Origin of the sequence: Exiguobacterium sp. BMC-KP (assembly GCF_001275385.1) — a bacterium.
GTDB lineage: Bacteria > Bacillota > Bacilli > Exiguobacteriales > Exiguobacteriaceae > Exiguobacterium_A.
Genome location: NZ_LGIW01000015.1, coordinates 1,060,750 through 1,080,410 on the forward strand (window position 1 = coordinate 1,060,750; position 19,661 = coordinate 1,080,410).

Sequence of the window (19,661 nt, forward strand, 5' to 3'; positions counted from 1 at the left end):
TCCACCGCCTATTTACATTTTATTTTTTTCAAGACATCGTTATCCTTCCCGGTACATCACTAAATAATCTTCTAATTGGCGCGGTTGTAATGGTCGATGAAAGAGATACCCTTGCAACGTATGGCATCCTAATTGTTCGAGCAATGCCGCCTCTTCTTCTAATTCAATACCTTCGGCTACGATTGTCATCTCTAATCGTTTTCCTAACTGAATGATCGTCTCGATCATCGCCCGCTTCTTCTCAGACTGAATGGCTTCTTGGACGATTTCTTTTGGAATCTTTAACTGATCGAACGGTAGCTCAACTAACGGTTGCATCGATGAGAAGCCCGTCCCGAAATCATCCAAGGCAATCCGAATACCATACAAATGTAATGCATTCAGCGTCTCGGTAATTTGATCCGTTCCTTCAATAAAAATATGCTCCGTCATCTCGATTTCGAGTAATGATGGAGGAAAACCTGACTGTTTTAAGATCGCTAATACGCGATCCGTAAAATCTGGTTGACGCAATTCCCATGGCGAAACATTCACTGAAATCGTTAAAGGTTCCTTCCCCTCTTCCAACCATACTTTTCCTTGGAAACACGCTTGACGCATGACCCAATTACCTAGTGTCTCAATGAAACGAGTCCGTTCGGCGAGTGGGATGAACTCAATAGGTGGAACAAGACCGTATTCTGGATGATTCCAACGGATTAAAGCCTCTACTCCAGTAATTTGTCTCGTTTTTGCATTGACTTGAGGTTGAAATAAAACAAAAAAGTCACGATCCAACTCTGCATCATATAAGTCGCGCGTTAGCTGAAGTGCTCGTTTTCGTTCGTTCTGAGTTGCTAAATCTGTAATTGCAAAGGTGTTTTTCCGATTTGATTTAGCAGTAAATAAGGCAATTTCAGCATCATTGATGACATGGTCCGTTGTTTCTTCATTCATATACGAAACACCGATGCTCGCGGTGACATTAATTTGCTTAAAATCAATTTGAACGCGTTCTGATACACTCGATAAAATCTCGTCACAAAGAGTTCTTGCATCGTAATGTTTTGGTGCATGCATTAAAAAGGCACTTCCACTCGCTTTCGCAATCGTGCAATCTGCAAAACGATTCATTAATCTCCTACCAATGATGTGTAAGGTACGGTCACCTGTTCGATAACCGAATGCATCATTAACCGTTTTAAAATCGTCAAGATCAACAAGGCAAATCAAGTCGCCTTCTTGTTTCTTCTTCTCCACTTCGATGACAAAAGAAGAGCGATTTGATAATCCTGTCACAGGATCAGTGAAAGCTTGTTCTTGTAAACGAGCTAAGTAGTCGATATTTCTTTCGAGGCGAGTAACGTATTGATTATGGATCAATAAACTAATGATCGTTGCAATCAAGATGAGTCCGATTCGCGCGATATGATCAGATGCAAACATCGTGGTATTTTCAAGTGACGGAGTTTGATACCAAATATAAAGAAGTGAAACCGTCGTGATACTCGTTGCATACATTAGCATCGTTCGGTTGATGACGACAAGAGACGCTAAAATGAAAAGAAGTGCGCATGCCCAAACTGTTTGAACACCGCGATCAATAAACGGATAATAAATGTATGGAATCAATAAAAAAACGCTCGACATCATATGTGGCTTTAATCGATCCGACAACGTACTTTTACCGATAAAATATTGAACTAGTCCAGCGCTCGCTATAATGATTGCCCGTAGCCAATCATCTCCATTTAAACCAGAGCGACTGAAGACATTTGCGATAATGTATAAAATGGCACCACAACTCGTCAATACAAAAATGATCATCCCGAACAACTGATAGTTTGCCCGAATTTCTCGATGATATTGCAGACTGTTGGAAGAACGTCGCTGTGTATTCACCGCCATCCCCTCTTTCTAGTTCCTGACGTTTATTTTCCTTATCGGAATCAAATTAAAACCTGAATTTTCTAAAAATAATAAAATAATGGGAAGTCATGATTTTGAGTAGAACGGGAATAGAAAGACATAGAAAGGAGCGATTAAGATGTCACACTTACTATTCATCGAAGCAAACGATAGTACGCATCAAAAAAAAGGCATTAGCTCTGAATTGAACGCTGCCTTCTTGAATGCTTATCGTGAAACTCATCCTGATGACAAGATTACGGTTTTGAATTTATTCGAGGAACGACTTCCCTTTTTTGACTTGAAACTTGCGAACGCGGCAAGTCGACTATTTAAAGGAGAAGAATTAACCGGGGAGTATGCCACACATGCGCAACGACTTCAAGAATACCTAAATGGATTCTTAGACGCCGATAAGGTTGTCTTTTCATTTCCGATGTGGAACTTAACGGTTCCGGCACCGCTTCACAACTATATGGATTATCTCGCTCAAGCTGGGCAAACATTCCGGTATACAGCGGAAGGATCGATTGGTTTAGTAGAAAATAAACAAGTATTATTGATTCATTCACGCGGCGGCGATTACTCGACTCAAGACAAAGCACCAAGCGAACATGCAGTTCGCTATATGCTAGACTTGTTAGCATTCTTTGGAATTAATGATGTATCGACTGTCATTTTAGAAGGACATCAGCAATATCCGGAACGTGCATCTGAATTAATTGATCAGGCACTTATCTCATGTAAAAAAATGGGAGAACAGTTCTAAACACGAAATAAAACAAAGGATCCATTTTTTTCAAGTAAGATTTTCTCATGAACAGATAGATTGAATGTACGGAATAATGAATACGCCATTGTAAAGTCACGTTGTATGTCAGAGGGGTTACCATTCAATTTTTTTTTAAAGTAACCTCTTTGATAATACAATTGACCTAACAGTTGACCATCCTCAATTTGCAAGCTCTCTTGAATACCTTGTTCAGTAACCTCTAAACCAATTTGATTTCGATTTTGTTCGGATAGTTGCTTCGCATAATTGTAGAGAATCTTAATTCGAACCTTTTTCAGTTCAATCGTATCAAAATTAAATTGAAGCAATTCTTGAAAGTTTTTTTCTGCTGAATCAAATTTCTCATGCTCAATAAAAGAAATCGCGATTGCCATTTTAATTCTTAAATAAAGCGTTGGAGATTTGAATTGTAATGACGTATTCATCAATAATTGTTTAAATTCACTAATGGTTTCGAGATAAGTTCTAAAATTTCGTTTTTCATGAATGATAATTTCATAATACATTGCTAAAAATTTTATCTCATCATAGTCTATTTTGTTTTTTATATCATCAATAATGATGCAGGCTTCTTCAAATTGATGACCTTGTAACAATCTCAATAATTGTTGATCATAAGATGTATACATATCACTCCGAAGATGATCTTCAAACAACATGGACAGTGGTACCTTAAGACGTTTCGCAACTTGTTGTAACCAATCAATTGTTGGTGAATTTTTACCATTTTCCACCTTACTAATTTCAGCTTGACTACATATCCCCTCACTTAACTCTGCTTGAGTCATGTTTTTTTCTCTTCGAATCCGTTTGATTTCATATCCGATTGATGAAGATAAATGACTCATCTGTTTTTCTCCTTCACTTATTTTTAAAATTCAAAGTATAAAAAATCGCCTTTACCATTTAATACTATTTCAGCGTGATTATGATTGTCTAATGCGTGAAATATGGTGTACGCGTGAGTAAATGCTTCTTGAATGTCTTTACGTGAGTATTCTAACTCTTCATAAAAACAACCTCGTTGATAAAAAAAATGACCTAACAATGACGTATCTTTTCTCTCAAGAGATGATTGGATACCTTCTTCTGTTATTTGTAGTCCCTTTTTAAAATCAGATTGAAAATATAGCTGCTGCGCAAAATTATACATGATTTTAGATTTTAGTTTCATCAAATCATATGTCAAATAATCATACTCTAATAATTCTTCGTATACTTTTCTTGCATATTGATAATGATGATTTAAATAATAATAGTTTGCGACAGACATTTTGATTCTTAAGAAAATGGAAGGATATTCGATTTCCATTTGTTTTTGATCTGATAAGTAGAGTAGTTGAGAAATACAAGTTCGATAATCGATATCTTTTTTGCCTTCACGAGCTATCCACTCAAAATAACGAATCAATAATTGAACAGATGAAGGTAAATCATTCGGTGTTTGTTTGATGAAATCAAGCATGTCATCATAACGGTGTCTTCTAGAAAAATCAGACAATTGTATATCATATTGTTGAAATAGACTTGTCTCATTCAGATCAATGAAGAGCTGAGCCGTTGAAATATGGAGATTTTGAGATAACCGTTGAACAATATCTATCGTCGGCATAATCTTTCCATTTTCAATTTTACTCAACTCTGCTTGGCTACATACATCCTTTGCTAATTCTGTTTGCGTTAAATTTCTATCAATACGTAGTTTTTTGATATGTTGACCGAATGCTTCGATTTCCACATTTTCTACTCCTTTTCTCCATTTTTGTGTTCAATCAGCAACGTACTTAATATTTCATTAAAAATATAAGTCCGCTCTAATATCTTTTTGTTAATATTTAGAAATTGCTTTATTGTGAAAATAATATTCTCATTTTAGAAAAATCCAGATTGATTTCAGATGCTCGTACTATTTTTTCTGTGATAAATCATTCGATTAACGAAAAAAATTAAGCTATCTTTATAGCATATGCGACTCATTCAGCCATCTAACTGAAATAAATCAATTTTATATTTTTTGAAAAAAACCTTCTTGACAGGCAAGAAGGTTAGCACATTCTTTACATTCACAAAGAGGACAATATATAGAGTAGAGTACTTCATTTGGAGAATAACAGTATTGTATTCTATACATTGAATTTAAGCGGATAATCATGTAAAGAAGTGCATTACGTCGACTCAAAAGTGAATAATAAGTGTTCCTCTTTTAATTCAACAACCTTTTGTTTGGTCGATTTAAACTCAAATGCGTGCAGCAAGGTGTAGGCAACTGTATAGGTTTTTTGAAACGAATCTATTCCAACCGCCTCTTGATAGTTACCTAATTGAAAATACAAGTGCCCTAAAAGAAAGGTTTGTTGATGGCTTAAACATAATTCGATTCCTTTTTGAATATATACTTTAGATTCTTCAAACAGATCTTGATACAAAAGAATTTGAGCATGATTAAAATAAATCTTGATTAAAGAAGTAACATATAACGAACTATTAAGGTTCTCTAATAAAACTTCAATATCTAAATAAGCACTCTTCGTTAAGTGAAATAGATCATGTTCTGCATACAAATTGGCAATCGCTGTCTTAATTCGAATAAATAGGGGAATTGATTCGCTTTGAACATCCCATTCAATTAGAAGGTTACTTAATAAGGAAGCCGCAGTTCTAAAATCAAACAGATCTTGCTTTAAGCCGACAATGATTTGAAAATATTCACTTAGTATGATGATTTCTATATTTTCCTTATCGTCGTACTTAGAAATGTATTGCTTGATTTGCTCATACGCTTCTTCTCGAAGTAACTCTGAAACAGTCTGATCAAAGTATTCCATTTCTTCGTTCGCTTGAAGCTCTTCGAATAAAAGTGCAATCGGAACTTTTAGTCGAATGGCAATTTGCTGTATCAAATCTACAGTAGGTGAATTTAAACCATTCTCAATTTTACTAATTTCAGCTTGGCTACAAATGCCATTACACAGTTCGCTTTGTGTTATCTGTTTTTCGATACGTATCTGTTTTATTTTTGTACCAATCGATGAAGTTAGTGAATTCATATTCATCATTTCTCACTCGCTTTCATCTATTGGGAATAACAACAGTTCTGATAAATGTACTTCAAGGATTTTTTGGTAAGCATGATTGTTTGTTGCAATGAAAAAGGAATAGGCAATCGTATATGCTTCTCTAATATCATTCTTAGCGGCATGTAAGGATTCCAAAAAGAAACCTTTTTGATAATAAAAGTGACCAAGATACGTGAGATCTTGCAAGTTTTTTGTCTCTTCAATCACTTGCTCTACTTCCCGTAATCCTTCTTCGAATCGCTTTAGTCTATATAAGTTCCTTAAATAATTGTACATGATTTTCATTTTAATTTTTTTATATTCACGAGTCTGATAAGGCATTTTCAATATGCCTTCATAAATTTGATGAGAATGCGTATATTCTTCGTGATTCGTATATAAAACTGCAATTGCCATTTGAATTCGAATATAAAGCAGAAATGACTTTTTCATGATTTCCTTCTGCGCGACTAATTGAAGCAATGATGTAATACATGAACGGAAATCAATATTTCCTCTTTCATATTCAAGCAGGACTTGATAATAGTGAAGAAAAATTTTAATTTCAAATATAGTTGTTGATTTGGAATAATGAGTTAACTCCGCTGACATTTCTCCATATGTTTTTTCTCGAAAATGACGTAACATTTGCTGGTCAATTTCGTTCAACTTTTGAGAAACTTGTTCATCCGAAAAAAATAAAGAAATGGATATTCGTAGTTTTCTACAAATCTGTTGTAATAAATCAATTGTTGGAGTGTTTCTTCCATTCTCGATTTTACTAATTTCAGCTTGACTACAAATGCCTTTGCATAGTTCCTTTTGAGTCATCCCTTTTTCTAATCGTAACATCTTAATTTTTTTGCCAATCGATGAAGTTGTCAAATCTATCATCGTTTGTTCACTCACTTTCATCTATCGGGAATAAGATATTCTCAAAAAAATACGTATTAAGAATTTTTAGGTACGAATAGTTCTTTGTCGCAATAAAAAAAGAATAGGCAGTCGTATAAGCTTCTCTCACAGAAACTTCCGATAAGTTTAATGCTTCTAAAAGAATACCTTTTTGAAAGTAGAACTGCCCGAGGTACGTTAAATCTTGTAGTTGTTTCGTCTCTTCGATCACTTGCTGAACTTCCTGTAATCCTTCTTCGAAGCGTTCAGAATCAACTAAATTTCTTATGAAATTATACATGATTTTCATTCGAATCTTTTTATATTCTCGTGTTTGATAAGATAACGTTAGCAGTTCTTTATAAATTTGATGAGCATGTGTGTATTCTTCATGATTCGTATAGAGAACAGCAATTACCATTTGAATTCGTGTATACAGAAGAAATGACTTTTCTTCAACTCCCTGCAGTCTCACCACTTGCAACAATGAGGCGATACATGTCCGAAAATCAACATTCCCTCTCTCATACTCTAGTAATTCTTGATGATATCGAATTAAAATTTGAATTTCGATAGCGCTATTTGATTTTTTATATAACTCTAAATCATTTGCCATATTTGAGTAAGTCTTTTCTCGTAAATGACGAATCATCTTTTGATCAATCTCATTCAATTTTTGTGAGACGATTTCATCTTCAAAAAATAACGACATCGGTATACGTAGTCTTCGACAAATCTGCTGGAGCAAATCGATCGTCGGAGAATTCCGACCGTTTTCAATTTTACTGATCTCAGCTTGACTACAAATTCCTTCACAAAGATCTTTTTGTGTCATTCTCTGTTTTTTTCTTTCTTGCTTAATTTTATCGCCAACGGAATGAATGACTGGATGCATGTGGGTCACTCCTCAAATCAAAAATAACGAACTCACAAAAAAAGTCTTCCGTTTCAAGTATATATCACTTGAGACGAAAGACGCGTGTATGCTTCCGGCGAGAATCGAACTCGCACTGCAGCATTACCATTGCTGAGGTCTGCCATTAACCTACGGAAGCCTAGAAAATCTGATTCTAGTATAACTTACAAAGAAAAACAAAACAAGAAGTTGATACGTTTACCGCTCAACTTCTTGTCACTTTTTTACAGTGTTGTTTTCGTTAACGAGTTATCATAGACGACTAAAACTGAATAATGTTCATCCGCTTTAGACGCGACGAATGTTGAAAACTTTAATGTAATGATGGCGTTTGACCCAACACCATTATTCTCAAAAAATTCGTTTAGTCTTTCCTCTAATTCTTCAGGCGATCGCCCGACGACTACTTTAGAATGCAACATGATCATCACTCCGTTCCGTTATGGTAGGTTCGAAGTTAGTAATTTCCTTATCGAATAAAAGTTAAACCTTTATTTTTCCGACTTGCCCGACACTCTCTTCATCCGCTATGGTGAAATAGAGTAGAAAAACTTAAAAAGAACAGGAAGTGAAGTCTGATGGAACAGACCAATTTCGATGAACAAATTGAGAAACGAAATACGGGATCCGTTAAATGGGACGGACTCCCTTCGCTTTATGGATCAGATGAATTGATTCCAATGTGGGTCGCTGATATGGATGTCCGTCCGCCACATCATCTGACAGAACGATTGACTAGACGTGCTGCCACTGGTCATTTCGGCTATTCAATGTTCGAAGATGAAGCAAAGCAAGCTATTCTTCACTGGTTTCAAAAACGATATGATATTCCCGTCAAAGCCGAATCGATTCTTTACTCAAGCGGAGTCGTTCCTGGACTTGCACATACTTTACTTGCATTGACTGAACCAGATGATCAAATCATCATCCAGACACCTGTCTATCCTCCATTTCACCAGATCATCGAGTCCAATCAACGACAGATTGTTGAAAACCCGCTCCTTCTAGAAGGCGAAACGTATCGAACTGACTTTGCTCTCCTTGCGCAACAAATGCAATCAGCACAGATGATGATTCTTTGTAGTCCTCACAATCCAAGTGGTAAAGTCTTTTCGAAAGAAGAGTTATCTCAAATCGTGGAGTTAGCGAAGCAACACGATGTCTATCTTGTATCTGATGAAATCCATGCCGATCTTGTTTATAAAGGTTCCGCGCATACACCTATACTTGCCTTTGATTATGAAAAACTGATTTTAGTCAGCGCTCCCTCTAAAACGTTTAACATTCCTGGGTTATATGCCTCTTATCTGATCGTACCCGATCTTTCGATTCGTCAACGAATCGAGAAAGTCCAGCAACGCCATTTCGTTCATCCCAATGCATTGGCTTCAACTGCTATCACAGCAGCATACGGTGATGCTATGAGTGAACAGTGGCTCTCACAATTACTTGTTTATTTAGAAGGCAATCGTGACCATGCGGTTCAACGTATTCGTCAAGAAATGCCGAAATTAGAAGTCGTTGTTCCAGAAGCGACTTTCCTTTTATGGATCGACTTCAAGGCTCTTGAACTCGATAATAAAACGCGCGCCGACTGGCTTGTCAAAGAAGCAAAACTCGCTTTGACACACGGTTCTTCGTTCGGATCAGGTGGCGAAACATTTGAGCGCTTAAACATCGGATGCCCTCGTGCGCAATTAGATCAAGCATTAGACCGTTTAAGCACCGCATATCAACGGTTTTGGATCCATTAACATGATACGAATGATCCTAATTTCTTAGGGTCATTCTTTTTTATTTAAGTATTCATAATTTTCGAAAGAGTATAACCGTATAAAATAGAAGAAACTTTCTCGAAAGAGACGGCGGACGGCTTGATTCCATGCCAATGCTGAGAACTGCTGACAAGATAAAATAATGTGCGTTCCCCTGTGCATGTGCAGAAATCGTGCAGGTCGATTCCGTTTGCTTCATACCCACGCGGGGTATAGATAAGCATTGACCGCCGGACTGTTTCACACAAGGAGGAGCACATGAAAGTTTTGCTCGTGAACAAGACGCAGATCGCGCTGGCTGGAGAGGCACCTGAGATCCTCGCCGCTTTCGAACGCCTTACGCAAGGCTTGCAGGTCGACATCGTACGCCAGACGGAGACGTTGATGGAACTCGACGTCAGCGAGAGCCAGGCGAAGCGGGAGCGCGTCACGGAACAATTGAAGATGCGACTGGGAGCGTCCTAACGGGCGCTCTTTTTGTGCATAGAAAAAGACCTCCCGCTAATGCAGAAGGTCTGAAAAATTCAAAAAGAAAAGCCCTTTAAGGGCCCGCATGGGACGGCGTACACACAGCACGCTTAATAATTACTATCGTGATCCACGCGTGAACAGTGTTAGTTGTCTAACCTGTAACTGAATAATAACACTACTATCAAACGTTGTAAATAATCCTGAGTGTTTTTTTGTTTTTATTTTTTTATGTTTATTTTGGACATCTAATGCAGTTGTGATTGTCCAAATTTAGTTGCGTCATTTGTCTTTTTCGCGCTAAGTTCCAAATTCGATTCGCTAATATATCACTAGCTTGTATCATAAAATCATTATGAGAAGTTTTGTATTGAATGTTGACTCGTAATGTAGAATTAAACAGCTTTTTTCTAACCGTGGAATAATCGAAACTGACAATACCTTTAGAAAATTCTTCGTGTATCGACTCTTCTAAACCATAGTAACCATTGGTCGATGTCGGTTGCTCATCAATAAAAATATTTAAATGAGTTGGGGCATTCGGGTTTACTTTGTTTTCTCTTATTAATACTTCAAGTTTTCTTTTTATAGCCATCTTCAGAGCATAATCTTTAAAACGATGTCGAGAAAGTTTGTCTTCCATTATACTATCATACATATGCTCGATTTCGGTAATCACCGAAAATGATTCAACGTCTTTCATTATCCCCATTAAAGATCTTTTATGTTTATTTTGTAAAAAACAAGCTTTGGCTTCTGCAATTCCAAGGTCCTTACAAATGCTCAATGCCAATTTACGGTATCGTCGTGTAGTTCTTTCTCGAACTGCTTTATCCAAGAATACGAATCCACCATAAACAAAATGTCCTGATTCTTCTTTTTTATGTAGAACTCCAGAATCGTCTGCGTAAAATGTTATTGTCTGCATTTAAAAGTTCCTCTCGTAAATTAATGTTTCCATTATATCACCCCGATTCTTTTTATTCTCTAAAAAAAGGAAAAAAGCCCACCCGTGAGGGTAGGCGTAAAGTTAGATGTCTTTGAGTTTGTTGTAGGCTTTCTTATCGTCTAGCGCCTTCTGCATACCTTGCGCTTCCGACGTGATGTTGTTGTTCTTCCACCAGGCGATGATGAGACCGATGACACCGATCGCACCCGTGACGAATCCGTCCACCTTTTCCGATTCGAACGGAAGTGGATCGTACCCCATCGCAAGCAGAGTCGCATTGAGCATTGCATACAACGGAACGGCGAGGCGGATAAAAGCAACTGTTTTTTCGTTCATGTTGATTCCCCGTTTCTTAGAAAAGTGTGTTCCATGTTGCGAGACCAACAACTTTGTCTGCTTCGAGCTTTTTACGCTTCTGATATGCCCCGACCTTGTCAGCCGTCTGCTTATCGTACTTGCCTGTGACAGACGCTCCGACGGCACGCTGGATGCGTTCGATGTCTTTCTTGGCCATGCCCTTCGCACCGATGTAAAGCGGCTTGCCCGGATACGGTACGATTGCCTTGCCGTCGCCTTGCGGTTTAGCAGCAGGCTTTGGCGTCGGTTTTGATGCAGGTTTAGAAACAGGTGCTTTCGAGACGGAAGGCTTCTTCTTCCCACCAGCCGCATCGTACAACTGATAGTGCGGGTAGTCAGGGAAGCCCTTCCAGTCACCGCCCCACTCCATGCCACGCTTCTTCATCGCCGCGACGATTGCCGAGAGCTTGCTGTTGCCGGGTGAGTAGAAGTTTGACTTCGTGCCATCATCTGAGTAGACGAAGAGATCGACCGCGACACCGAAGTTGTGATTCGATTGACCGCCTCGTGCTCCAGTGACGATCGGACCAGGTTTCGTGCGGCCCTGCGCGTAGAGTGCGTCCTGCTCTGCTTTCGAACGGTAGCCTTGCGCGACCCCGACGTAGATGCCTTTCGGCGCGAGTTCCTTGATGACGGCACGGGTGATGTCTGCGACGTCCTTGTCCATGCCCGGTGCGTTCAGCTTACGGTTGGCTTTCTCGATCAGCCAGTTGACGGATAATGTCATGGTGTAGCCTCCTTATTTATAGAAGATGCCGAGGATTGTTGCGATGCCGCCGAGTGTCGGGACGACGATGAGCGACCACTTGCCGAACGCCGCCCATGCCCGTTCACTCCGCTTGTCTTTCACCTCGACGTTGAGTGTCTGTTCCTTATGCTTGCGTGCCGCTTCATTTTCGAGCGCTGCGGAGAGCTGTGAGATGACGAGTTCCTGCGACTTGAATAGCCCCCTCGTCATTTCCTGTGAATCCCGGATGACCGATCGTGTCTCGCGCGAGTTATCGTTCAGCGTCGACTCGATCTTGGTTTGCGAACGTTCGACAGCGCTTAACTTGTCATTGATTGACGTGATGTCAAGACGCATCTTCTCATCCGATTTTTCGAGTGAGGCAATCCTAAGACCATGATCTTGAACGGTCTGTACGATGGATTCCATGTTTTCCGCTCCTTCCAAGCGATGACCCCCTAGTGTATTTAAGTTGTGTATGAGGTAAAAAGAAAAAGCGCCCCGAAGGGCGCTGTGATGTATTTATTCAGCGAGTTCGGGGACGCCTGACTCAACCAAGATTTCTTTCACCGCTGGTTGGAGCGAAGAAGGAACCTCTGCGAATGTCAATTTTCCTAAGATAATGCGTTGTGCAAGTAGCAATGCCATCATAACCTCACCTCCTTTCCCTCCGAATACAAACCATAAAAAAAGACGCCTCATCATGGCATCGTGGTTAAAATCAATTCCGTCACAACATCTTCCAAAAACTGATACTGCGTCGTCTGTGCTTGGTTTTGCAATTGCAACATTTGGTTCTTACGTTCCATGTCTTTCAAGCGTTCACTGAAGGGTTTATCCGGTGGCTGAGAGGGCGTCGGATTGAACGGTTGCCACTTGATCTCGCCACCTACGACCTTGACCGCCTGCTGTGTCATGAAGTCCTCCTTATGCTGATCCCAAGCAAGTTTCAATACGCCGATGATGTTCTTATCTACCGCTTTCAGTTGCGGGTACGTCGCCACGTCTTGCGCGAACGTCGTCTCCCGAATCCAGACGCCCTCGTTCTGATTGACGATAACGAGGACATCGCCCGTGACGTTGTTGTAATAGATTTTGCCGTTTACCTTTGGCATCGCGCCACCTCCTTAATTATCCAATTGCAATCCATGTATAGTTGATTGACGCATTGACACCGGTCGAAAACCTAAAACCATTCGGATAGATTGTTGCACTAGCGGAAGAACCAGGCGTCGAGTTATTACTAGATGATATAGAAGCCATAGCAACATATCTTGAGTCAACTGCATTAGTTAATTCGGGTGATGCATAAGTTCCGAATGTAGCGTTATTGCTGTTGTACCAGACTACAAGTTGAGGTTTGAAAGAAAGACCGGTTACAGTAAGGGAAGAAGATGAACCGTCAGATGTCGTTATACCAGAAGCGAATTTCTTAAATACACCACTCGCCAACTGCGCACTAATCGCATCGAACGAGCTTCCCGCCGGTAAGCCGACCTGCGTTGCAAGGGCGTCCCGCTTCGTGCTGATGCGGTCTTTGCCGTCCTTCGCCGCTTTCGCACCTTCGAGCAGTGACGCATCGTTCGCCAGCGCCTTGTTGAAGGTGTACGTCTGCGTGTTCGACATGCCGTTGCTATCTGTCACCGTGACGCTGATCGTGTGCGTGTTGTAGTATTTCAGCGCGTCCCAGTTCGTTTGAGGAATCGTGAACGTGCGGGATAAACTCGCAGGGTTGCTGTAGGTGTTGACCGTCGTCCCGTTGACTTTCTCGACGATGGACGTGATGGTGCTACCACTTTCCGGCGTGACCGTATACGAGAGGACGGATGAAGCGGTCTTATCGCCCAGTGCGCCGGATGCCGGAGAGACCGAAGCACCAGTGAAGTACGTCCCGCTGAAATAGGCGCCGGATGTCGATTGGCGAGTCAGTGGCGGTGTCGTCATACTGAGTTTAAACGTGTTGTCGAACAGCGTCGAAACGTTCGTGTAGCCATCGCCCGTGAGCGTCGTGGTAGCGCCCCACGTCCCGTTGAACACCTTTAGCGCCGTTTGCGTCGTCGTCGCGTTTTGCGCGTCCCATGTCAGCAGGACTTTACCTTGCGCATCTGCCGTAAGGGAAGCGTTCATCTGGTCGTAGGTGTTCCCTGTCGTCTGCTTCGTAGGTGTCGCCCATGTTACACCACCGTCGTCAGAATACGAGGTGCGTATATTGAACTTCGCGCTGTCTGTTGCGTCCTTACCTTGCCATGCGACCCACATGCGACCGTTTGCGAGACCATTGATGGATTGCGGGACGAAGATGGCGGATGGATTAGATTGAGCGTAAGATGCCCCTAAAAACACTAATCTACTTTTCCAAGGTGAGTTCGGGAAGGAAGAACCGTCATCTGTAAATTGTTTGTTAGTAATAATAATCCGATATGTTCCGTTGTTATTAAGCTCATAAACAATAGCAGGAATACCACTCTTATCAAAAACAACTGATGGATTTTGCAGAAACTGGGTTGTCGATGTACCGATTGTTACCTGCTCCACCGCACCCCACGTCACCGAACCGTCCGCCGCAATCGTACCCTTCGCATACCGGATGTTGAAGCTGTTCGGGTACGTGCCGTTTTTCGACGACCAAGCAGCGTGGATTTCCGTGCCGGTATCGTTGATGGCAGTAGATACCGCACCCATCGCCGTTTGCCCGGTATCGATGTTTTGCGCCGTGCCTTGCAAGACGCCAGAATCGTTGTAGCGATAATGTTTGACGCCCGATGTCGAGAAGGAGACCGTGACGTGAATGTCGTTCCCCTTCGCCGCAAGCGTTACATCATTGACTGCTTCCGTGACCGTGACGAGTTGCGCCCAGGCCGTGCCGCCATCGAGCGATTTGTGCAGCTGCCATGATGTCGTCGAGGTACGAACCGCTGAGATAAGCGCACCGTTGAGAAGGCGAACAATCTTCCGCCCGCCATTACCCGCCGTACTCAGCCCCGTACCCGTCGCAACCGTTGCGTTATTGATCGTAGGCATTACATCACTCCTAACTGCTGCGCGGTCGTCACGATGCTCGTTCGTGTACCGGCAAGTGTCTGTCCGATTTCAGCGAGCGCGCCTTCGACCTTCGTAGACGTAAAGTAATCGTTGGCGTCTGCAATCGTGATGTCGTTCGCGGTGCTGGCAAGAGTCGGGAGTTGTGTCGTCGGAACTTTGCCACCTACGAGTGAGGCGACACCGTCCGTTGCACCTTTTTGGCTCGATGGGATCGCCGCGTCCGCCTTGTCCTTGATGGTCTTAGCTGCTGTATCGACCGCGTCCGCTAAGGCGTTCAAGTCTCGGACGACGTCCGCTGTGTTCGTATTATCAATCTTAGGAAGATTAAAGTGTGTCGTCGGCATGTCAGTCTCCTTCCGTCGTGAGAATTTGTTCGTAGATCAAGCCACTATCTTTCAGCTCTTGATACGTCGCATACAGCGTCTTGATGTCGCCATACGTGTTGTAGCGATACTTGTAGACGATGTCGAAGTATGCCGGGATGGATCGCGCAAGCGCGTCCTGTACGTCCTTGATGCGTGTCGGAATGCCGAGCTGGTCGGCGAACTCGATCGTGTAGAGGAACGTATCGTAGTTGATCGTGATGTTGACGAGTCCACCGGCAAAGGCTGACGCGACGTTCTCAAGATCCTCGACCGTTAAGACCTTCCCGCCTCGTTTCGCCGCTCGGATGCGACCCCGTCGTTCGTCAAGTGTCCGCGCCACCCCGTCCCGTAAGCCGTAGAAGTCCTCTTTCAAGGACAAACCCCAGTCCGTCGCTGTCGCCGTCATCATCTCGGAATAGAGGTAACGGTCGAGCATCTCCTGCTCCCGTCCGAGAGCGAACGCAGAGGCGAGGAAAATGCTCGCCATGTCGAAGTTCTCCCGCCAGTACGGAGCGGACATCGTGAACATCTCTTCTTGCATATCACGGGAAAGCGTCGTCACTGGGATCATGTGAAGGTCACCGTCCCAAGCGTCGCGATCTGTTTGTCCCCGACGACGAGGTTCGCACTCGCCCCGTTGACCGTGAAGCCCGACACGTCGACGAGCAACGGTTGATCGAGCAACAGGTTCAAGATTTGCGTATAGCGGATGACTTCCCCGCTGAACGCGAGGTTCGCAAGATAGTCTTGTAATGCTTGCGAGAAGCTCGTCACGAGGTCGCTCATGTTCGCCCCGTCAATCAGGACGACATTGCCTGCGACGTTGACCGGAAGTGCGGTCGGTGCGAGGACGACGTTGTTCGCAATTAGTGATGCGCGGGCATTGATCTTGCTTTGCGCTTCTGCGACCTGTCCTGCGGTCGGCATCCCGCTGGCTTGCGCGACGAGGATGGTCACGCTACCCGGTGACGGATCTGCCCGGAAGACTTTCGCCCGAGTGATGCCCGTTGCTTCGAGCGCCCATGACTTGTAGTCCTCTGGGTTACCAGCGCCCGACTGATTTTGTGCTGCCGTCAGCATTCGCGCTTTCAGTTCGGAGTCGCTCTCTTGATCAACCCCTGCTGTCGTCGGGATGGCATTCGTCACCGACACGAGGTCTTTCAAGTCACCGTCGACCGTATTGATCGCACCGGGCACGACGTTGTAGATTGCACCCATCTCGCTCGCGGTCGCCGTACTCGTCGCCGTTCCGGGAATCGGATAGTCAGGGTCTGGCTGTTCCTCTGGTGGCGTCAGGACGACGTCTGCATCAAGCACGAACGCAAGGTCATTGCCTGTCAGCAGAATTGTGCCTTGCGGGACTGTCAGCGCCACGTTCGAACTGAGGGTGACCGGAACGATTGCCTTGACGCCTGGCTTACGTCCGTCGGGTAAGACGTCTTTTGCGTGCTCGTCTAAAAAACCACCGTAAGAAAGTTGTGGGATGGCAGCACGAACGCCGAACCGAATGTCATTGGAAATATTAGCTCCTATTTTTGCGATAGGTCTCGTCGCATCCCAAATAGGTTCCCCAATTTGAGTATTTGCTTTAGCATCATTTTCTTCTACAATCTGAATCATCAATTCATGTAATTCTTCAGATGTCACCATCAAAATTTCTAGCTTTGAATTAATTTCAAATTCCGAATCCACTTATCTCCACCTCCTCAGTAACTCCACCAACAGGAGTGATATAAAAGCTAAAAGATACGGTATCTCCACCGAGATTAATGTTTCCAACGCTTATAGACTCTACATCAATTAGTTCAACTAATGCCAACTCACAAATTGCTTGTATTTCATCTTCAATATCTTCGATGGATAAAAATGTTTTACCAATTAATGAATGAAGATAGGAACCGTAGAAATCTGATTCTAAGGCATTATTCAATGGTAAATCTGAATAAACATCTACTTGTCCACGTGGAGTAACAATATATTTTGCAACACGGTTAACCGTTGCTAGTTCACCATCAACTTTTCCCTTAAATCGTCCATTTTTCCAATCTATAGCCCATGTTTCAGTCCTAGGATTGCTCCCAATTTCTTGATTAGCCACTAAATTATTTTCGTTATTCACATCATTGATTCCGACTAAAATTTCATCAAAAATATCAAGAAGATCTCCCATAGTTCATCTCCTTAAAAATCAAAGTACTTTTCTGGATCCACTTTATTCTTTATTCCTTGAGCCCAAACAGGATCACAGACTTCAAAGTGTAGGTGAGCCCTGTCTGACCAACCTGTGTTTCCGACTACACCAATTTGTTGACCCGCCTTAACATAGGATCCTGGCTTATGTGGTGAAGCGACGTTCATATGCGCATATACAAACTGTTTTTCTCCACCTCCAAGTGCCCCTTGTGCAATGACACACCAGCCGTAGCTATTAGAGTAATAATTGCGTAAGATCAGGAGATTCGTGACTGCCTTGAGTGGAGTACCAATTGGGGCTAGTAAATCAATTCCAGCATGTTGAGTAGTTCCGGTAATATAGTTCACTATTGTTTTGAATCGGTAATCACCAATGGTGTAGTTTTTTTTATCTATCGGCAAAACTGCGCCTTTAACACCTACGGGACGTTCTTCACCAAACTCACTATCTACAGGAGGGGCATATTCCGGTTCTGGTGTTTCGTCGTATTTGGAGAGTGTAAGATCCATCTTGTGACCATATTGATCAATCGTATGTCGATGTTTTTTTACATACCATGTTCCTTTCGTGCTAGCGATCGAAGTTTCAAATTCTACTTTTCGACCTGCGATTCCTAAAGCATGCCCTGGTAATGTTACATTGACGTCACGTTCTTCTCTCATTAACGTATCTTGAATCTTTTTGACCGCAACGTTCATTTCTGATTTGGAGCTATATTTACCTGATACTTGCTTTACGATTACGCCGATTTTACTACCGAGATTCACATTATCAACGCTACCGTACGTGACTTTAGATTGACTCTTCTTTGTTTTTCCGCCAGTAGGAATCTTATCTGAATCTGTAATAAGTGAATCCGGATCTCCCCCAAAACCTGCATATAAAACCTGCGCCCATTCTCGATAATGCAATGGATAATCATAGTTTGAATAACCAACCCAAAAATGCGCCATCTCAACAACGCTCATTTTCTTTCCTAATCTTTTTGCAACGTTCGCTTTCTCATTTAAAAAAATATCTGCCGCTTTCTCCATATTGTACTTACCTGTCAGGAGTCGGTTTGCATCAACGGTTGTATCCACTGCACCCGGAATAATTTGAAATAACCCAAGCGCTTGACCATACTGCGTAGGAGGTCCAACAGCCTTTTCTCTTCCTCCTGATTCAATCGCCATAATCACTTTTAAGAAAAGCGGATCTATTCCTTTTTCCTTACCGATTTTGACCATTAAATCATTCCACTTATCCGTTCCTGCCAAAGAACTCCCCCAGCCATCTCGAACGTTAATTGAATCTGGTCCCTTATAGTCAGCAGATGTTTTTAAGGTACTTGAAGTATCTGAACTTCCTGTCGGTTTAGAACCTGTTTCAATTTCTCCCGTATAATCAATTGCTGTGTAAGTGTTCTGAGCATTTATGACTGATTGGACTTCATTAGCTGCCTCCCGTGTAATGACGACACCTTCAGTTGCCCCTCTTTCTCTTAGCTCGAGTTTCCCTGCATTCGCTCGGACGTAATACCGTTTGTTCGTTTCAACCCGCTCCATGCCCATGACCGTCAATAATATTTCTTGTATGCTCGTATTCACGAATTCTAAACCGAAGTATTTTTTCTTCGTCTTCGCAACGAACCCGACCTTTTGCCCGATTTCTTCAACCAGGCGGACGAACAGCTTTTCGAGCGTGATTTCCTGCGAGACGACGGTCGTCTCACTCCGGTACAGGTAATAGGCTTGATCATGGCAAGTCAACATCACACTACCGTCACCATTACGCTCGCATTTAAAGACTCTTCCATCAAAAAGAAGTTTTCCCGAGTCAGCATACACTCGGATTCGCTCTCCTGTGTCATATGGAACACCTGCTGAAGAACTGATTAAAACTATGGCAGTCTGATAAAAGTTATCTACACCACCGGCGATGTCTACAGATTGAACGTAGGGTGTGATTTCATAACGTTTTTTATTCTTACGATGATAATAATAGACGCTCATGTAAGCCTCACCAGCACATAGTAACGATTAATAATACAATCCTGTTCCATCAGCACACGATCGCCCTCCTTCACCTTCTTGACGATGTCTGAATTCCATCCAGCTCCTTTTATACTAACGTTCGACCCGTCAGGACGAACTTCGAGTGGACTCAAGCCGGTTACTGTCCCTTCTAAAATTCGAACGGGAGGTTTCGGCATTTGTTTGATCAAGTGCTCGATGATCTCTTCAACCCAACTCATGA

The 19,661-nt window shown here is 42.4% G+C and carries 23 protein-coding genes and 1 tRNA gene; 3 read left to right on the forward strand and 21 right to left on the reverse strand.

Going from position 1 to position 19,661, the window contains the following annotated elements; translation table 11 throughout:
- Positions 1-39 precede the first annotated feature (39 nt).
- Positions 40-1,881, reverse strand: a complete 1,842-nt coding sequence (locus ADM98_RS11295; protein WP_442855415.1) for a putative bifunctional diguanylate cyclase/phosphodiesterase — start codon at positions 1,879-1,881, stop codon at positions 40-42.
- A gap of 145 nt (positions 1,882-2,026) precedes the next feature.
- Between ADM98_RS11295 and ADM98_RS11300 the strand changes: the two genes are divergently transcribed.
- Positions 2,027-2,656 carry an FMN-dependent NADH-azoreductase gene (locus ADM98_RS11300; RefSeq protein WP_053453603.1) on the forward strand — a complete coding sequence of 210 codons (630 nt, stop codon included), beginning with the start codon at positions 2,027-2,029 and terminating at the stop codon, positions 2,654-2,656.
- Here ADM98_RS11300 and ADM98_RS11305 read toward each other — a convergent pair.
- The 7 genes from ADM98_RS11305 to ADM98_RS11335 form a co-directional block, all read right to left on the reverse strand.
- A complete protein-coding gene (locus ADM98_RS11305; RefSeq protein ID WP_053453604.1) occupies positions 2,653-3,528 on the reverse strand; it encodes a helix-turn-helix domain-containing protein in 876 nt (291 codons plus the stop codon). The genes ADM98_RS11300 and ADM98_RS11305 overlap by 4 nt on opposite strands.
- 23 nt (positions 3,529-3,551) lie before the next feature.
- Entirely contained in the window at positions 3,552-4,418 is an 867-nt protein-coding gene (locus ADM98_RS11310; protein ID WP_053453605.1) for a helix-turn-helix domain-containing protein, read from the reverse strand.
- A gap of 427 nt (positions 4,419-4,845) precedes the next feature.
- A complete protein-coding gene (locus tag ADM98_RS11315; protein WP_053453606.1) occupies positions 4,846-5,727 on the reverse strand; it encodes a helix-turn-helix domain-containing protein in 882 nt (293 codons plus the stop codon).
- A gap of 12 nt (positions 5,728-5,739) precedes the next feature.
- A complete protein-coding gene (locus ADM98_RS11320) occupies positions 5,740-6,630 on the reverse strand; it encodes a helix-turn-helix domain-containing protein (RefSeq protein WP_053453607.1) in 891 nt (296 codons plus the stop codon).
- A 7-nt stretch (positions 6,631-6,637) separates the two neighbouring features.
- Positions 6,638-7,525 carry a helix-turn-helix domain-containing protein gene (locus tag ADM98_RS11325; protein WP_053453608.1) on the reverse strand — a complete coding sequence of 296 codons (888 nt, stop codon included), beginning with the start codon at positions 7,523-7,525 and terminating at the stop codon, positions 6,638-6,640.
- Between the two features lie 89 nt (positions 7,526-7,614).
- Positions 7,615-7,685: transfer RNA gene (locus ADM98_RS11330), tRNA-Thr, on the reverse strand.
- An 85-nt stretch (positions 7,686-7,770) separates the two neighbouring features.
- Positions 7,771-7,968 (reverse strand): hypothetical protein, encoded by a 198-nt coding sequence (locus ADM98_RS11335; protein WP_023468575.1) that lies wholly within the window; start codon positions 7,966-7,968, stop codon positions 7,771-7,773.
- Between the two features lie 156 nt (positions 7,969-8,124).
- Between ADM98_RS11335 and ADM98_RS11340 the strand changes: the two genes are divergently transcribed.
- Both ADM98_RS11340 and ADM98_RS11345 read left to right on the forward strand, forming a co-directional pair.
- The gene (locus ADM98_RS11340) at positions 8,125-9,300 is read left to right on the forward strand and encodes a MalY/PatB family protein (RefSeq protein WP_053453609.1); all 1,176 of its coding nucleotides are present in this window, start codon (positions 8,125-8,127) and stop codon (positions 9,298-9,300) included.
- Between the two features lie 279 nt (positions 9,301-9,579).
- A complete protein-coding gene (locus tag ADM98_RS11345) occupies positions 9,580-9,786 on the forward strand; it encodes a hypothetical protein (protein ID WP_053453610.1) in 207 nt (68 codons plus the stop codon).
- A 238-nt stretch (positions 9,787-10,024) separates the two neighbouring features.
- On the opposite strand, the gene ADM98_RS11350 is transcribed toward ADM98_RS11345, so the two are convergent.
- The 13 genes from ADM98_RS11350 to ADM98_RS11410 all read right to left on the reverse strand — a co-directional run bounded on the left by ADM98_RS11350 (position 10,025) and on the right by ADM98_RS11410 (position 19,659).
- Entirely contained in the window at positions 10,025-10,717 is a 693-nt protein-coding gene (locus ADM98_RS11350; protein ID WP_053453611.1) for a DUF3800 domain-containing protein, read from the reverse strand.
- A gap of 102 nt (positions 10,718-10,819) precedes the next feature.
- Entirely contained in the window at positions 10,820-11,074 is a 255-nt protein-coding gene (locus ADM98_RS11355) for a phage holin (protein WP_053453612.1), read from the reverse strand.
- Positions 11,075-11,090: 16 nt separating this feature from the next.
- Positions 11,091-11,822 (reverse strand): M15 family metallopeptidase, encoded by a 732-nt coding sequence (locus ADM98_RS11360; protein WP_053453613.1) that lies wholly within the window; start codon positions 11,820-11,822, stop codon positions 11,091-11,093.
- 12 nt (positions 11,823-11,834) lie between these two features.
- A complete protein-coding gene (locus tag ADM98_RS11365; RefSeq protein WP_152910974.1) occupies positions 11,835-12,251 on the reverse strand; it encodes a hypothetical protein in 417 nt (138 codons plus the stop codon).
- Positions 12,252-12,344: 93 nt separating this feature from the next.
- Positions 12,345-12,473: a hypothetical protein gene (locus ADM98_RS17665; RefSeq protein ID WP_268760720.1), complete on the reverse strand. Its 129-nt coding sequence runs from the start codon at positions 12,471-12,473 to the stop codon at positions 12,345-12,347.
- Positions 12,474-12,523: 50 nt separating this feature from the next.
- Positions 12,524-12,937: a hypothetical protein gene (locus ADM98_RS11375; RefSeq protein WP_053453616.1), complete on the reverse strand. Its 414-nt coding sequence runs from the start codon at positions 12,935-12,937 to the stop codon at positions 12,524-12,526.
- 16 nt (positions 12,938-12,953) lie between these two features.
- On the reverse strand, positions 12,954-14,843 hold the full coding sequence (locus ADM98_RS11380; protein WP_053453617.1) for a hypothetical protein: 1,890 nt from the start codon (positions 14,841-14,843) through the stop codon (positions 12,954-12,956).
- Positions 14,843-15,208 carry a hypothetical protein gene (locus tag ADM98_RS11385; protein ID WP_053453618.1) on the reverse strand — a complete coding sequence of 122 codons (366 nt, stop codon included), beginning with the start codon at positions 15,206-15,208 and terminating at the stop codon, positions 14,843-14,845. Before ADM98_RS11385 ends, ADM98_RS11380 begins: the two co-directional genes overlap by 1 nt.
- Position 15,209: 1 nt before the next feature.
- Positions 15,210-15,800: a putative phage tail protein gene (locus tag ADM98_RS11390; RefSeq protein ID WP_053453619.1), complete on the reverse strand. Its 591-nt coding sequence runs from the start codon at positions 15,798-15,800 to the stop codon at positions 15,210-15,212.
- On the reverse strand, positions 15,797-16,921 hold the full coding sequence (locus tag ADM98_RS11395) for a baseplate J/gp47 family protein (RefSeq protein ID WP_053453620.1): 1,125 nt from the start codon (positions 16,919-16,921) through the stop codon (positions 15,797-15,799). The genes ADM98_RS11390 and ADM98_RS11395 overlap by 4 nt, the downstream gene beginning before the upstream one ends.
- Positions 16,905-17,399: a DUF2634 domain-containing protein gene (locus ADM98_RS11400; RefSeq protein ID WP_053453621.1), complete on the reverse strand. Its 495-nt coding sequence runs from the start codon at positions 17,397-17,399 to the stop codon at positions 16,905-16,907. Before ADM98_RS11400 ends, ADM98_RS11395 begins: the two co-directional genes overlap by 17 nt.
- A gap of 11 nt (positions 17,400-17,410) precedes the next feature.
- Positions 17,411-19,417 carry an XkdQ/YqbQ family protein gene (locus ADM98_RS11405; protein WP_053453622.1) on the reverse strand — a complete coding sequence of 669 codons (2,007 nt, stop codon included), beginning with the start codon at positions 19,415-19,417 and terminating at the stop codon, positions 17,411-17,413.
- Positions 19,414-19,659 (reverse strand): hypothetical protein, encoded by a 246-nt coding sequence (locus tag ADM98_RS11410; RefSeq protein ID WP_053453623.1) that lies wholly within the window; start codon positions 19,657-19,659, stop codon positions 19,414-19,416. The genes ADM98_RS11405 and ADM98_RS11410 overlap by 4 nt, the downstream gene beginning before the upstream one ends.
- Between the last annotated feature and the right edge of the window lie 2 nt (positions 19,660-19,661).